Source organism: Actinomadura sp. NPDC048021 (assembly GCF_040653135.1).
GTDB lineage: Bacteria > Actinomycetota > Actinomycetes > Streptosporangiales > Streptosporangiaceae > Spirillospora > Spirillospora verrucosospora.
Genome location: NZ_JBEZJQ010000010.1, coordinates 237,922 through 250,963, shown reverse-complemented (window position 1 = coordinate 250,963; position 13,042 = coordinate 237,922). Strand labels below are relative to the sequence as shown.

The 13,042-nt window shown below is 72.7% G+C and carries 14 protein-coding genes, 1 tRNA gene and 1 pseudogene; 13 read left to right on the top strand and 3 right to left on the bottom strand.

The annotated features are described in order from the left end of the window. The first annotated feature begins 319 nt into the window (after positions 1 to 319). Together AB0C87_RS19185 and AB0C87_RS19180 are read left to right on the top strand one after the other, a co-directional pair. Positions 320 to 392: transfer RNA gene (locus tag AB0C87_RS19185), tRNA-Glu, on the top strand. Between the two features lie 105 nt (positions 393 to 497). Then, positions 498 to 1,085: pseudogene (locus AB0C87_RS19180) on the top strand (hypothetical protein); the annotation flags it as partial. Positions 1,086 to 1,098: 13 nt separating this feature from the next. Here the strand turns inward: AB0C87_RS19180 and AB0C87_RS19175 are convergent. Continuing rightward, positions 1,099 to 1,860, bottom strand: coding sequence for a TioE family transcriptional regulator (locus AB0C87_RS19175; protein WP_345175211.1), 762 nt, complete (start codon positions 1,858 to 1,860; stop codon positions 1,099 to 1,101). A 90-nt stretch (positions 1,861 to 1,950) separates the two neighbouring features. On the opposite strand from AB0C87_RS19175, the gene AB0C87_RS19170 reads away from it, so the two are divergent. Further along, positions 1,951 to 3,090 carry an erythromycin esterase family protein gene (locus tag AB0C87_RS19170; protein ID WP_360578713.1) on the top strand — a complete coding sequence of 380 codons (1,140 nt, stop codon included), beginning with the start codon at positions 1,951 to 1,953 and terminating at the stop codon, positions 3,088 to 3,090. A 202-nt stretch (positions 3,091 to 3,292) separates the two neighbouring features. Next, positions 3,293 to 3,625, top strand: a complete 333-nt coding sequence (locus tag AB0C87_RS19165; RefSeq protein WP_345174852.1) for a YnfA family protein — start codon at positions 3,293 to 3,295, stop codon at positions 3,623 to 3,625. A 46-nt stretch (positions 3,626 to 3,671) separates the two neighbouring features. Here AB0C87_RS19165 and AB0C87_RS19160 read toward each other — a convergent pair whose 3' ends face one another. Then, positions 3,672 to 4,595: an NADP-dependent oxidoreductase gene (locus tag AB0C87_RS19160; RefSeq protein ID WP_360578710.1), complete on the bottom strand. Its 924-nt coding sequence runs from the start codon at positions 4,593 to 4,595 to the stop codon at positions 3,672 to 3,674. Positions 4,596 to 4,808: 213 nt separating this feature from the next. Between AB0C87_RS19160 and AB0C87_RS19155 the strand changes: the two genes are divergently transcribed. Continuing rightward, a complete protein-coding gene (locus AB0C87_RS19155) occupies positions 4,809 to 5,798 on the top strand; it encodes an AraC family transcriptional regulator (protein ID WP_360578708.1) in 990 nt (329 codons plus the stop codon). 91 nt (positions 5,799 to 5,889) lie between these two features. Here the strand turns inward: AB0C87_RS19155 and AB0C87_RS19150 are convergent, their stop codons facing one another. Further along, on the bottom strand, positions 5,890 to 6,396 hold the full coding sequence (locus tag AB0C87_RS19150; protein WP_353833426.1) for a cupin domain-containing protein: 507 nt from the start codon (positions 6,394 to 6,396) through the stop codon (positions 5,890 to 5,892). Positions 6,397 to 6,453: 57 nt separating this feature from the next. On the opposite strand from AB0C87_RS19150, the gene AB0C87_RS19145 reads away from it, so the two are divergent. The 8 genes from AB0C87_RS19145 to AB0C87_RS19110 all read left to right on the top strand — a co-directional run bounded on the left by AB0C87_RS19145 (position 6,454) and on the right by AB0C87_RS19110 (position 13,039). Continuing rightward, on the top strand, positions 6,454 to 7,122 hold the full coding sequence (locus tag AB0C87_RS19145) for a TetR family transcriptional regulator (RefSeq protein ID WP_353833425.1): 669 nt from the start codon (positions 6,454 to 6,456) through the stop codon (positions 7,120 to 7,122). A gap of 795 nt (positions 7,123 to 7,917) precedes the next feature. Beyond that, positions 7,918 to 8,364: a hypothetical protein gene (locus tag AB0C87_RS19140; RefSeq protein WP_345174862.1), complete on the top strand. Its 447-nt coding sequence runs from the start codon at positions 7,918 to 7,920 to the stop codon at positions 8,362 to 8,364. Between the two features lie 88 nt (positions 8,365 to 8,452). Next, positions 8,453 to 8,797: an NADH-quinone oxidoreductase subunit A gene (locus AB0C87_RS19135; protein ID WP_345174863.1), complete on the top strand. Its 345-nt coding sequence runs from the start codon at positions 8,453 to 8,455 to the stop codon at positions 8,795 to 8,797. Then, positions 8,788 to 9,666 carry a hypothetical protein gene (locus tag AB0C87_RS19130; RefSeq protein ID WP_360578706.1) on the top strand — a complete coding sequence of 293 codons (879 nt, stop codon included), beginning with the start codon at positions 8,788 to 8,790 and terminating at the stop codon, positions 9,664 to 9,666. Before AB0C87_RS19135 ends, AB0C87_RS19130 begins: the two co-directional genes overlap by 10 nt. Continuing rightward, positions 9,659 to 10,522 carry a complex I subunit 1 family protein gene (locus AB0C87_RS19125; RefSeq protein WP_360578704.1) on the top strand — a complete coding sequence of 288 codons (864 nt, stop codon included), beginning with the start codon at positions 9,659 to 9,661 and terminating at the stop codon, positions 10,520 to 10,522. The genes AB0C87_RS19130 and AB0C87_RS19125 overlap by 8 nt, the downstream gene beginning before the upstream one ends. A 9-nt stretch (positions 10,523 to 10,531) precedes the next feature. Then, entirely contained in the window at positions 10,532 to 11,059 is a 528-nt protein-coding gene (locus AB0C87_RS19120) for an NADH-quinone oxidoreductase subunit J (protein ID WP_360578702.1), read from the top strand. Further along, positions 11,056 to 11,361 carry an NADH-quinone oxidoreductase subunit NuoK gene (gene nuoK / locus AB0C87_RS19115; protein WP_345174871.1) on the top strand — a complete coding sequence of 102 codons (306 nt, stop codon included), beginning with the start codon at positions 11,056 to 11,058 and terminating at the stop codon, positions 11,359 to 11,361. Before AB0C87_RS19120 ends, nuoK begins: the two co-directional genes overlap by 4 nt. 40 nt (positions 11,362 to 11,401) lie before the next feature. Then, positions 11,402 to 13,039 carry a proton-conducting transporter membrane subunit gene (locus AB0C87_RS19110; RefSeq protein ID WP_360578700.1) on the top strand — a complete coding sequence of 546 codons (1,638 nt, stop codon included), beginning with the start codon at positions 11,402 to 11,404 and terminating at the stop codon, positions 13,037 to 13,039. Positions 13,040 to 13,042 lie beyond the last annotated feature (3 nt).

Genomic DNA, 13,042 nt, shown 5'->3' with positions numbered 1-13,042 from the left:
TTCTCTGTGCTTCGACGAGCCGTTCAGTTCGTTCGGGGCTCAAGTCGACGATTTCTGCAATGGCGGATTCGAGCCGGTTGTCCGGAGCGCCTTCCTGGCCCGCGAAGGCGGGCGTTGAAGCCTGGGCGGCCAAGTGGGGGGCAGGAGCGTCCCCGCTCCTCCGGCTGCGATCGTGTGATCGAGGTTGTGCAGTCTGTAGACGGGCTTCGTCGTGAGCGTGGGGGTGCTGGGAGGTTCGGGGGGAAACCGGTTCGAGGTGGGGGGTCGGGTCCGGTAAGCTAGGCGAGGCCGCGCGGGAGACCGCGAAGGTCATGGTCCTGCCCCCGTCGTCTAGTGGCCTAGGACGCCGCCCTCTCAAGGCGGTAACGGCGGTTCGAATCCGCTCGGGGGTACCTGGCAAGTCTCTAGGCGCGTACGTGTGCGCCCCCTCTTTCTCACAAGCTCGTGACGAGCATTTCTCTGTGTCTCCCCCGCACGGCGCGCATTCTGATGCGCCGATGAGGTGCTTCCGGTGCGGGCCGGGGAATGTTCCGGCCGTGAGGTGGGGGACCAAGAGCTGGTACGCGGTGCTCGTGGCGGTCATGGTGCTCGTCACGGTGGACGTCCTGCTGGACGGTCCGCTCCGCCACCTCGACCACGTCGTGCACGACTGGAGCGACGCGCACGTCCAGGGCTGGCGGCTGACGGCGGTGGACGTCTTCGCGGCGCTCGGCCAGCGGGGCTACCTGGCGAGGGTCATCGTCCCGCTCGCGATCATCGCCGCGGTACGGGTGCGGTCGGTCCGGTACCCGCTGGCGAGCGTGCTGATCGTGGGCGTCCTCTCGCTGCTGCAGGTGCTGCTGAAGGCGGCGATCCCCCGGACGTTCCCGATCAGCGAGACCGACGTGCTGTTCGTCCGCGGCGACGCCTACCCGTCCGGCCACACCCTCAACGGGTTCGTGCTCGTCTGGGTCATCCTCGAACTGGTGGTCGTCGCGTTCCCCGCGACGTCCGGGGCCCTGCCTCCGCGCCGCCGCCGCGACATCGCGGTGGTGACCGGGACGGTCACGGCGGTGGCCCTCACGGTGGTCGACAAGCACTGGCTCACCGACTGCCTGTTCAGCCTCGCCCTCGGCCCCCTCCTGCTGCAGTGCCTGCTTCTCCTGGATCCGTTCGCCACCCGGCGCGGTCGAGAACGTCCAGATAGCGGCTCAGTTCACCGGACGCGGCGAGCATGGCGAGGCCCCGTGCGGTGAGCCTGCGCCGCCAGTCGTCCAGCGCCTCCGCCAGGGGCCCGGTGCCGCCCGCCGTCCGGACCTGCCGGACCACCGTGGCGATGTGCTCCAGCGGGTAGCCGCCGCGCCTGAGGAGATGGGCGAGTTCGGCGTCGCGGACGTCGCTCGCGCGGAAGACGCGGTACCCGGTCGCCGGATCGCGGGCGGGGACGAGGATGCCGATGCCCTCCCAGTTGCGCAGCGTCGCGGGGGTGACGTCGAGCCGGTGGGCGAGTTCGCCGATCGTCAGCGGCCCGGGGGCGCCCGGGCGCTCGGCGCCCGGCTCCGCCATCAGATGGTCCACCGCGCTCTTCACCGCCGTGAGGGTCTCGCGGTCGCGGAGCACCTGCTCGTGGCCGCGGTCGATGACCAGCAGGGCGTCGTCGACGTCGCCGTCGTGGACCGCGTTCATGATCCGGCCGCCGGCGGCGTGCCCGAACGCCGGGACGAGGGCGAGGAACGCGCGCAGGGCGGCCGCGTGCACCTCGGTGTAGATCCGGTAGCCGCTGGGCGTGCGGTCGGCGGGCGGGAGGAACCCGTCGCGCTCGTAGTTGCGCACGGCCTGCGCCGAGAGGCCGTGCCCGCGCGCGAGGTCGGACGGTCGCAGGGTGATCACCGCTTTGAGACTTGGGACGGAAGAACGACGGTCACAGGCGGGAAAGTATCAACCGTCTTTTCAAGGATACGCTTTCACCACATGAGTCAGGACATTCGCGACTTCGTGCCCGCCTCCTGTGACCTTCTGGCGTTCGGCGAGCCGACGCACCGGGAGCCGTCCTTCGGGCGGCTCCGCAACGAACTGTTCGCCCGGCTGGCGGGCCACGGCTTCCGGTCGATCGCCATGGAGACCGACCGGGTCGCCGCCCTCGCCGTCGACGACTTCGTCCAGGAGGGGAAGGGGAGCCTCGACGCCGTGATGAGCGAAGGCTTCTCGCACGGCTGGGGGGAGATCGACGCCAACCGGCGGCTGGTCGCCTGGATGCGGGAGTACAACGAGGGCCGTCCCCCGCACGAGCGGCTGGCCTTCCACGGCTTCGACGCTCCGATGGAGACCCTCAGCGCCCCCAGCCCGCGCGCCTACCTCGAACACGCCCGCGACTACATGGGACTCGACCTCGACATCGCGGCCCTCTCCGGCGACGACCGGCGGTGGAGCCGCCCGGAGGCGGTCATGGATCCGGCCCAGTCGATCGGTGCGACGCCCGAGGCGGGCAGGCTGCGGACGATCGCCGACGACATGCTCCTCGCGCTCTACGAGCGCGCCCCGAAACTGATCGCGGCGACGTCGCGCGCCGAGTGGTCCAGAGCGGAGATCCACCTCACCGCCGCCATCGGCCTGCTGCGGTACCACAAGCGGGCGACCCAGCGCCTGGAGCGGGACGCGCGCATCTCGCGCCTGGCGGCCGCCCGCGACGCGCTCATGGCCCAGAACCTCCTGGCCGTCCGGAACGCCGAGGACCGGCGCGGCCCGACCTTCGTCTTCGCGCACAACACCCACCTGCAGCGAAACCCGTGCCATATGAGCATGGGGGACATCGACCTCACCTGGTTCGGCACCGGCTCCGTCATCGCGTCCCTGCTGGACGAGCGGTACGCCTTCATCGCCGGGAGCCTGGGCCGCAGTGAAACGATCAAGCTCGGGGAACCGGAGCCGGACACCTACGAGGGCGGCATGCAGAGCCGCATCGCCACGTGGGGCCTGACGCCGGCCGCCGCGATCCCGTCCGCCCGCCGGCGCACCGACACCGTCCCCGAGCAGGGCTATTTCCCTCTGGACCAGGCGGTCCTCGACACGGCCGACGCGGTCCTGCACATCAGCGACGGCGCGACCGTCTGAGGTATCTCCGTCCCCGCCGCCGCGTGACCGGCGGCGGGGACGGGCGCGGCACCCCCCGGGTTGCATCCGGTAGTGGGGCACAGGCTTACCGTCAGGTCATGGGCCGCCGCAGGGCGGCCGGGACGGGGAGCCGGGATGCGGAGACGCCGATCGCCTGCCGGGGCCGCGGGGGAGCGGTTCCGTGCGTGAGTACCGTTCCGGTATGACGATCGCGCGCTCCCTCGCCCTGTTCGCCCTCGCCGCGGTCGCGGAGATCGGCGGCGCCTGGATGATCTGGCAGGGCGTCCGCGAGCACCGGGGCGGCTGGTGGATCGGCGCGGGCCTGGTCGCCCTCGGCCTGTACGGCTTCGTCGCGACCTTCCAGCCCGACGCCCACTTCGGCCGCGTCCTGGCCGCCTACGGGGGCGTGTTCGTCGCCGGGTCCCTGGCCTGGGGCATGGCCGTGGACGGTTTCCGCCCCGACCGCTGGGACGTCGCCGGGGCGGCCGTCTGCGTCCTCGGCGTCCTGATCATCATGTACGCACCGCGCGCCTGATCGCTGCGGTCCCGGAGGGCAGGCGGGCGGCGCCGCCCGATGGCCATCAGGGGACGAGGATGGTCCTGCCGTTCGCGCGGCCGGCCTCGGCGTCCCGGTGCACGGCCGGGAGTTCCGCGAGCGGACGGGCCGCCGCGACGTCCACCCGCACCGCGCCGTCGTCGACGAGGGCGATGAGTTCGGCGAGTTGAGCGGGGTCGTTGCGGGCGACGAAGTGCGCGGCCGTCACGTCCGATCCGGGCGGGGGCTGCACCGGGCCGGTGATCGAGACGAGGGAGCCGCCGGGGCGGGCGGCGCGGCACAGCGCCCGCGCGGCCTCGGGCGCTGTCGGGACGAGGTTGAACACCAGATCCACCGGACGGTCCAGCGCCTCGTGCGGAGGGACCCGCGTGTAGTCGATGATCTGCTCGGCGCCGTAGCCGCGGACCCGGTCGGAGCTGCGCGGACCGGCGGTGGCGATGACGCGGGCGCCGGCGCGCCGGGCCAGCTGGACGGCGAACATGCCCACGCCGCCCCCCGCGCCGTTGACGAGGATCCGCGTGCCCGGTCCGACGCGGGCGTGGTCGAACAGCCCCTGCCAGGCGGTCAGCCCCGCGACCGGGATCGCCGCGGCATGGGCGAGCGGGAGCCCGGAAGGCGCGCTGGCGAGCCGGGCGGCGGAAGCGGTGAGGTACTCGGCCGCCGCGCCGCCCTCGTCGAGGCGGCCGACGACGTGGTCGCCGACCGCGAAGCGTTCGACGCCGTCGCCGACCTGGACGACCGTCCCGGCGGCCTCGGAGCCGAGAGTGAACGGCAGGTCCAGCGGGACGATGTCGCGCATCATGCCGGCCCGGAAGCCCACGTCCGAGGGGTTGAACCCGGCGGCCGCGACGCGCACCAGCACCTCGCCCGGTCCCGGGGACGGACGGGGGACCCGCTCATAGCGGATCACGTCGGGCCCGCCGAAGGCGTGGACGCGCGCCGCCGTCATCGTCGCACTACGGCTCGGAGCGGGCCGATCCGATCGGAGTCCTGGTGTCATGAGTCGTCCTCAATGGAAGGGGATCGCGCATCTCTCGTGCACGTCCTTGCTGATCTTGAGTGATATCGACCGTAGATCCGGCGCCGTGGACGACCAATGCGTGCTCATCTCGGATTCTTAAGCGAGCGTCTCCCCGACGAGCACCATCGCTAGGATCCGGGGATGGATGTGCTGAGCGACGTGATAGCCGTGATGCGCACCGGTGAGCCGCGGTCGGCGCTGGTCGAATGGTCGGCGCCGTGGGGGCAGCGGTTCCGGACAGTGCCGGGAGCGGCCGGGTTCCAGATCGTCTTGCGGGGGTCCTGCTGGTTCATCCCGGAAGGTGGCGACCCGTTCCCGTTGGCCGCCGGTGACGTGGTGTTCCTTCCCCACGAGAGCCGGCACGGCCTGGCCGACGCTCCGTCCACGCCCTTGGCCGAGCACGCCTGCGATCCGCAGGACGACGTAAGGTTCGAGCGCAGGCACGCCGCCGCTCCGATCGGACGGGCGGGCTCGGGCTCCCCGGCCGCGGTGACGCTCTGCGGGGCCTACGAGCTCGCCGCCGCCCGCGTCCACCCGCTGCTCGACGATCTGCCTCCGGTGCTGCATCTGCCCGCTCGGCTGGGACGCCACCACCGGCTGCGCGCCGCGGTCGAGCTGCTGGGCGCGGAACTCGAGGACCCTCAGCCGGGCACCGGCGCCCTCGTGCCCGCTCTGCTGGACACGCTGCTGCTCTACATCCTCCGGGCGTGGTTCGCCGATCAACCGGAGGGCGGCGGGGCCACCGGGTGGGCGGCGGCGCTCGCCGACCCCGCGATCAGTACCGCCCTGGAGGCGCTCCACGGCGATCCCGCGCGTCCCTGGACCGTCGCCGGCCTGGGCGCGCACGCGGGACTGTCGCGGGCCGCCTTCTCCCGTCGTTTCACGGCGCTCGTGGGGCGGCCGCCGCTGGCCTACCTGACCTGGTGGCGGTTGACGATCGCGACGCGGCTGCTGCGCGACTCCGACGCCCCTCTGAACGTCGTGGCGGAACAGGTCGGATACGGCTCGGAGTACGCATTCGCCAACGCGTTCAAACGCGAGTTCGGCCTCCCGCCCGGACGCTACCGGCGCGACAGCCGCTCTCCCGGCAGGCCGGAGCCGGCGGACTCCGATCTCGTCCCGCACGCCTGAGGTCGCCCCCAGCCGCGAACGCGTGCGTCCACGCCGCGGACCCGCGCGTTCGCCTCGGCGTCCGCCGCGGCCTTCCTCCAGTCCTCGGCCGTCACTCCGGACGAGACGCGCCGACGGCGTTCGGGGGAGGGCCGAGGATCTCGACGTGGTGGCGTGCCGCCGCGTGCCCGAGCACCGCGGGGTCGAACGGTTCCGGGTCGGGGAGCCGGAGTTCGCGGGCCGGGGTGCCGGCTTCCGCGGCGAACTCCTCGAAGCCGCACGGCGTGGTGATCTGAAGGCAGCGCAGCGGTTCATCGGAGCCGACCACGAACGTGTGGGGCAGGCCGACCGGCAGGAGCACGAAGTCCCCAGGACGGGCGACGAGCTCCTCGCCGTCGCACAGGAAGCGGGCCGTGCCCGACAGGACGTAGAACATCTCGTCCTCTTCCAGGTGGCGGTGCAGCGGCGGGGCGAATCCGGCCGGGTTGAGGAACTCCGCGACGGTGACCCCGCCCCGGGTCTGCGCGCCCGCGGCCTTGACGGTGACGAGGTTGCCGAGGAACCACAGCGCCTGGCCCTCGGCGCTTCCCAGGACGTAGGGACGGTTGACGGGTAACACGGCCGCCTCCAGTTGGAGAGACAACGTCTATTGAATAGGACGGTAGTATGCCTCGGCATGGGCGTCAATGACAGCTCGTCCGGCCGCGGGAGGCGCCGGTACGACTCGCCGCTGCGCGACCAGCGGGCCCGGCAGACCCGGCAGGCGATCGTCGCTGCGGCGAACCGCCTCTTCGTCGAGCGCGGCTACGCCGCCGCCTCCCTCGCCGACATCGCCAAGGACGCCGAGGTGGCGCGGCCGACGGCCTTCGCCGCCTTCGGCTCCAAGGCTGCGCTGCTCCGCGAGGTGGTGGACCAGGCCCTCGCGGGCGACGACGAGCCGGTGCCGGTCGCCGAGCGCCCGTGGTTCCGGCCGGTGCTGGAGGGGACGACGCCGGAGGCGGTCGTGAACGCCTACGCCGAGGTCTGCCGCCTCATCGGCGAGCGTGCCGCGGAGATCTTCGAGGTGGCCCGCCGGGCGGCCGACGAGGGGCCCGAACCGGCCGAGCTGTGGGAGACGATGCAGCGCAACCGCCGCCTCGGCGCCGCCATGGTGGTCGACCGCATCGAGTCGCTGGGCCCCGCGTCGCACGACCTCGACCACGAGCGCGCCGTGGACGTCGTGTGGCTGTTCAACGACCCGTCCCACTACCGAGCCCTGGTCACGACACGAGGCTGGAGCCCCCAGGCCTACACCGCCTGGCTGTCCAGCCAACTCCGTCACGCCCTGGGCGTCTCGACCGGTTGACCCGCCCGCGCACTTCCGGTGCGCGCGTACCCGGTGCCGGGGCCCGGCGGGGACGCCGTCGCGTTCGTCGCGGTGCTCGACCCGTGACGGGCATGCGAGAGGGGCGGCCCCCCCGACCGCCCCTCCGCGTCCTCGAAAGAACGCCCGCCCAGCGGGAGCCATTCCGGGCCCCGGGGCGTTCGAAGAACATGTTAGTCGAATGCGCGTTGCCGAAGAGTTGGAAATGAAAATTCTCGTAAGTGCGGAAGGAAGGTGACCGGGTTCACCCGTCTGTCCGATCGTCGTCCTAGTTGCCCGAATGTGTCGGAGAGGTCGCGTCCGTGAGGCTGTGGGGGGACGGGAAAACAATCACGATCACGTCTCCCCGGAAGGGGTATTCATGCGGGAATCCTCTCCTGACCTTGGGCGTTACCTGCCATCATGTGCCGTTGTCAGGGTGTGGCGGAAGGAGCGTGTGGGTTCTCTTCGGTGAGGTGATTCGCGGGTGCATGAAAGTCGCGTTTGTCGCGATCGTTGGAATGAATAATGCTCTTGATAATGGATTCCGTGAGCTGTTGAGAACTGGAACGTTTGGTTAGGCTTCCCTATGTTCGAAGAAGGTGCGGGCCCTCGGGCGCGATCGGTCACCGAGAGCCCGCGCGCAATTCACGCCAATTTCGCGCTGATCACTTCGGCCGGCCGACCGGTGGGGGACCGGCCCGCGCCACGACCGTCCCTCTCGTGGGGCATGTCCTTGGCTGACGGATGAGGGTGTGGTCAACTTAAATCGTTGGCGATGGGGGGAGTGGGAGCCGAATGCAGCGTCATGTGGACGAGGTGCCGCCGGGAGCGTCGCTCGCCGAGAAGGTCGAGTGGCTGATCCAGAACCTCTGGCCGGCGGACGCGGAGCCGCCGCGCAACAACGTGGAGACGGCCGCGGCCATCGCGCACGCCACCGGTGAGGACATCTCGTCCACCACCGTGTGGAAGCTGCGCACCGGGCGGCAGGAGAACCCGCAGTTGAAGACCCTGACGGCGCTCGCCACGTTTTTCGGCGTGCCGATCGGCTACTTCGGGTTCGCCGGGGAGTCCGAGCCCATCGGCGAGGACCTCACGCTGAAGGCGCTGCGCCGGGACGTCGAGCAGGGCATCATCCGGCCCGAGGTGCTGCGCGCCCTGGTCGACCTGTCCCCGGAGGCGCGCTGGGTCGTGGACGAGATGATCCTCGCCGCCGCCGAGGCCGACCGCGTGCGCCATGCCTGAGTCCGCGCGGGCTGCGCCGGGCGATGTTTCGGCGGGGAGCTGATCAGGTAGAGGGCGACTAGCACGTCACCCGTACCCCGGAGGGGCAATGTCGTCGTCCGCCGCCGTCCTCTCGGTTCTCGGGCTGGTGGCCGCCCTGGTCGCCGGGGTCTACGCCGTCTCGTTCGCGGCGGCGCCCCGCGGGTTCGAGAGCGGGCCGTTCCTGTCGGGGGCGCGCCCGGCCGAGCACGCGGTGTCGCGGTACCACGTGCGCTGGTACACGGTGTCGATGGTCTTCCTGGCCTTCGACATGGAGATGGTCTTCATGTTCCCGTGGGCGCTCGTCGTCGCGTCGATCGGCGCCAAGGCGGTCGTCGAGATGTTCCTCTTCCTGGCGCTGCTGCTGGTCGGGGTCCTCTACGCGTGGCGGGAGGGGGCGTTCCGGTGGGCCTGAGACGGTCCCTGGGGCTCGGACGGCTCGCCGCGCGGCGCCCGTTCGTCGTCTCGGCCGCGGACGGGACGCGCGACCGGCTCGCGGTCGAGCGCGCGCTGCGCGGACGCCGGTGGCGCCCCGCCCTGTCGCCCGCGGAGACCGGGATGCTCGTGGTGTGCGGGAACCCCGGACCCGCGCTGGCCGAGGCCATCGACGTGGTCTGGCGGGACATGCCCGAGCCGCGCGTGCGCGTCTCTGCGACCGATCTGGAAGGCGTCGCCGGAGGCCGGCGTCCCGGCCTCGACCTGGACGCGGACATGGCCGGCCGGGCCGACGACAGGGACGGCCTGAAGCTGGACGTCCTGCACGTGCCGCTAGGGCCTGTGCTGTCGTACTGGCCGGCAGGGCTGCGCGTCGATCTGACCGTGCAGGGCGACGTCGTCCAGGAAGCCGAGGTCACCGCCGTCGACAGCGGCGGCGGGACGTTCTGGACGCGGGAACGCCAGGCCGCGTCCCTTCTCGACAGCCTGTCCCGGCTGCTGCACGTGGCGGGATGGGAGGCGGCCGGGGAGCGCGCCGCGGTGCTGCGGGACGACGCCCTGACCGGGGCCGCCGACGACGTGCTGGGGCGGCGGTTCGCACCGTTCGCCCGGCAGGTCGGACGGTCGCGCGCGCTGGCGTGGATGACGCGGGGCTTCGTGAAGGAGCGGCTGGACGGCTGGCTCCGCGACGTCGGCGCCGCCCTGGAAGGACGACCCGTCCAGCCGCGCGAGACCTGGGACGAGGCGGCGGCCGTCCTGCCGGTGCTGCTGAGGGGAGCGGAACTGGCCGCGGCCCGGTTGGCCGTCGCGAGCCTGGATCCCGATCTCGGGGCGGTCGCCGATGGTTGAGGTGCTGGTCCTCGGCGTCCTCGCGGTCGCGGCGGCGTCGTTCGGTGGCGCGCTCGCCGGACGTCCGGCCGAGCCGTTCCGCGAGGCCGTGCGGCTGCTGACGGTGCAGCGGCGCGTCACGGCCAGGGCGGACGCGCTGCTCACCAGGATCGGCGCGGTGTCGCTGCCGGTGGCGGCGGCCCTGGCGGCGCTGGTGGTGCCGTTCGGCGACCGCGTCGCGGCCGGGACGCGGATCGGCGTCGTCTGGTTCAACGCGATGGAGGTCGTCGCGTGGGGGTCGGTGTGGCTCGCGGGCTGGGGCGTCAACTCGGCGTTCGGGCTGGTGGGCGGGTACCGGTTCCTCGCGCAGGGGCTCGCCTACGAGCTGCCGCACATGTTCGCGCTCATCACCGCCGCGCTCGCCGCGCACTCGCTCGACCTGCGCGCCATCGGCCACGCGCAGGAGGGGCTGTGGTTCGCGGTCTGGATGCCGGTCGCGTTCGCCGTCTACCTGGTCTCGGCGGCGGCGATGGCGTTCTGGGGGCCGTTCGACCATCCCCTCGGCGCCGACGTGGCCGGGGGCGTCCTGGCCGAACTGTCCGGTCCCGACCGGCTCGTCTTCCTGGCGGGACGCTACGGACTGCTGGCGGCGGCCTCGGCCGTCGCCGTCCCGCTGTTCCTCGGCGGCGGCTCGGGGCCGCTGCTGCCGGCGTGGCTGTGGTCGCTGGTGAAGGCGTGCGCCGTCCTGGCGCTGCTGGTCTGGACGCGGCGGCGCATCCCGGTGCTGCGCATGGACCGCGCCATGACCGCGGCGTGGGCGGTCCTGATCCCGGCCTCGGTCCTGCAGATGCTCGTCGTCGCGATCGTCGTGGTGTGAGGGGGGACCGTGGAGGCCGTCGCGTTCTGGGTGCTGGCCGTCGCCGCCGTCGGGGCGGGCGTCGCCGTGTTCGCCGTCGACTCGATGGCGCGGGCGACGTTCGCGCTCCTGGCCTCGTTCCTGTGCGTCGGCGGCGAGTTGCTGCTGATCGACCTGCACTACCTCGGCGTCCTGATCGTCCTCATGATGATCATGGAGATGCTAGTGATGGCCGTCTTCATGGTCATGTACATGATGAACCCGGCCGGGTTGATGCCGATGAGGATGCTGCACAACCGGCGGGGCGCGTTCGCCATCTCCGGCGCCGCCTTCGCCGCGCTGGCCGCCGGGGTGTTCGCCGTCCCGTGGCCCGAGCGCGCGGGGCGCCCGCCGCGCGACCCCACGGTGGCGCTCGGCGAGGCGATCATGGGTCCGAAGATGCTGGTCATGATGGTGATCGGCGCCGCCATCCTGGCCACCATGATCGCGACGGTGGTGCTGGCCGCGCACCGGGGCCGCTACGACGGGGGCCGCGACGGCGGGGAGGGGGCGCGATGACGCTGGAGGCGTTCCTGCTGCTCGCCTCCGCGCTGTTCTGCGTGGGGCTCTTCGGGGCGCTGTCGCAGCAGTCGATCGTGATGCTGATGATGGGCCTCGAACTCATGATCAACGGGATCGTGGTCGCCGCGGCGGCGTTCTGGTTCTGGGTGTCGCCCGGCGCGGCGGACGGGCAGGTGCTGGTCCTCGTCGCGATCACGGTGATGGCGCTGGAGATGGCGATGGGGTTCGCCGTCGTCACCGCCCTGTTCCGGGCCCGCGACGTGGACGTGACCGACGACGCGGGGGACCTCAGGGGATGAGCGGATCGCGCGGGGCCGTCCGCTCGCGGGGAGCGCGCGGATGACGTTCCTGCCCGGCTGGCCGGGCGGGCTCGCGGTGGACGGGCTGTCCGCCGTCCTGCTCGTGACACTCGCGGCCGTCCTGGCGGCGGTCCTCGTCTTCGCGGCGGGGGAGAGGCGCGGCGCCCGCTTCTTCGGCCTGATGCTGCTGTTCGCCGCGGCGATGGCCGTCACGGTGACGACGACCGACCTGGTCCTGCTGCTGATGGGCTGGGAGGTCATGGGCGCGATGTCGTACGCGCTCATCGGGTACGAGTGGTGGGACGAGCGACGGGTCAGGTCGGCGGGCGTCGCGTTCCTGACGACCCGGGCCGCCGACATGGGCCTCTACGCGGCGGCCGGGTTCGCGATCGCCGGGGCCCACTCCCTCCGGCTCGACGACCTCGCCGCGTCCGGCGCCCCCTGGCGGGACCTCCTCGCGGCCGGACTGGTGGTGTCGGCGCTCGGGAAGTCGGCGCAACTCCCGTTCTCCTTCTGGCTGTCGCGCGCCATGGACGGCCCGAGCCCGGTGTCGGCGCTCCTGCACTCGGCCACGATGGTCGCCGCAGGCGCCTACCTGCTGATACGCGTGCATCCGCTGCTGGCCGCGACCGGCTGGGCCGCCACGCTGGTGACCTGGGCCGGGGCCGTGACCGCCCTGGTCCTGGGCGCCGTCGCGCTCGCGCAGCGCGACCTCAAGCAGCTCCTCGCCGCGTCCACATGCGCGCAGATCGGCTTCATGGTGCTCGGAGCCGGTGCCGGCGCGCTCAGCGGCGGCACGGCGCACCTCGTCGCGCACGCGGCGGTGAAGAGCCTCCTGTTCCTCTGCGCGGGCGTGTGGCTGGGCGTGCTCGGGACGCACCGGTTGGACGCGTTGCAGGGCGCGGCACGGCGGCATCGGACGGTCGGCGCGGCGTTCGGAGCGGGCGCGCTCGCGCTGGCCGGCGTCCCGCCGCTGTCGCTGTGGGTCACCAAGGACGAGATCCTCGCGGGCTCCGGCGGCTCGCCGGCCCTCCTCGCGGTGGGGCTCGCGGCGTCGGTCCTGTCGGCGGCGTATGCCGCGAAGGCCCTGCTCGCCGCGTTCCGTCCGGTGGCCGGAGGCGGGGCGGTCCGGGTGCCGTTCGCGCAGCGGGCGCCGCTGGTCCCGCTCGCCGTCGCGGCGGCCTCGCTCGGGGCGCTCGGCCTGCCCCCGGTCGCGGACGCCTGGCGGCGGCTGCTCGGCATGCCGGACGAGAGCGGCCCCGGACCCTGGTCGTTCGCCCTCTCCGGTGTTCTGGCGGTGCTCACGGTGGGCGCGGTCGTGGCCGTCCGGCGGATCCCGGAGCCGGCGTGGGCGCTGCACTGGCTCTGGCTGGAGGACGCCGTCTCGGTCCTGGTGGTCCGTCCGTCGTTCGCCGCGGCCCGGGCCCTCGCACGATTCGACGACCGGGTCGTCGACGGCGCGGTCCGGGGCGTCGCGCGCGGCGTCCAGGCGACCGCCGGGCTGGCCGGGCGCCGCGTCGAGTTCCGGGTGGACGGCCTCGTCAACGCGGTCGGGCGCGCGGCGCGCGGGCTCGGCGCCCTGGCGCGGCGCCCGCAGACCGGGCAGGTCCACATGTACTACGCGCAGGCCGCCGTGGTGCTCGCGGTGCTCGTCGTCGTCGCCGTGCTGGCCGGGTGAGCC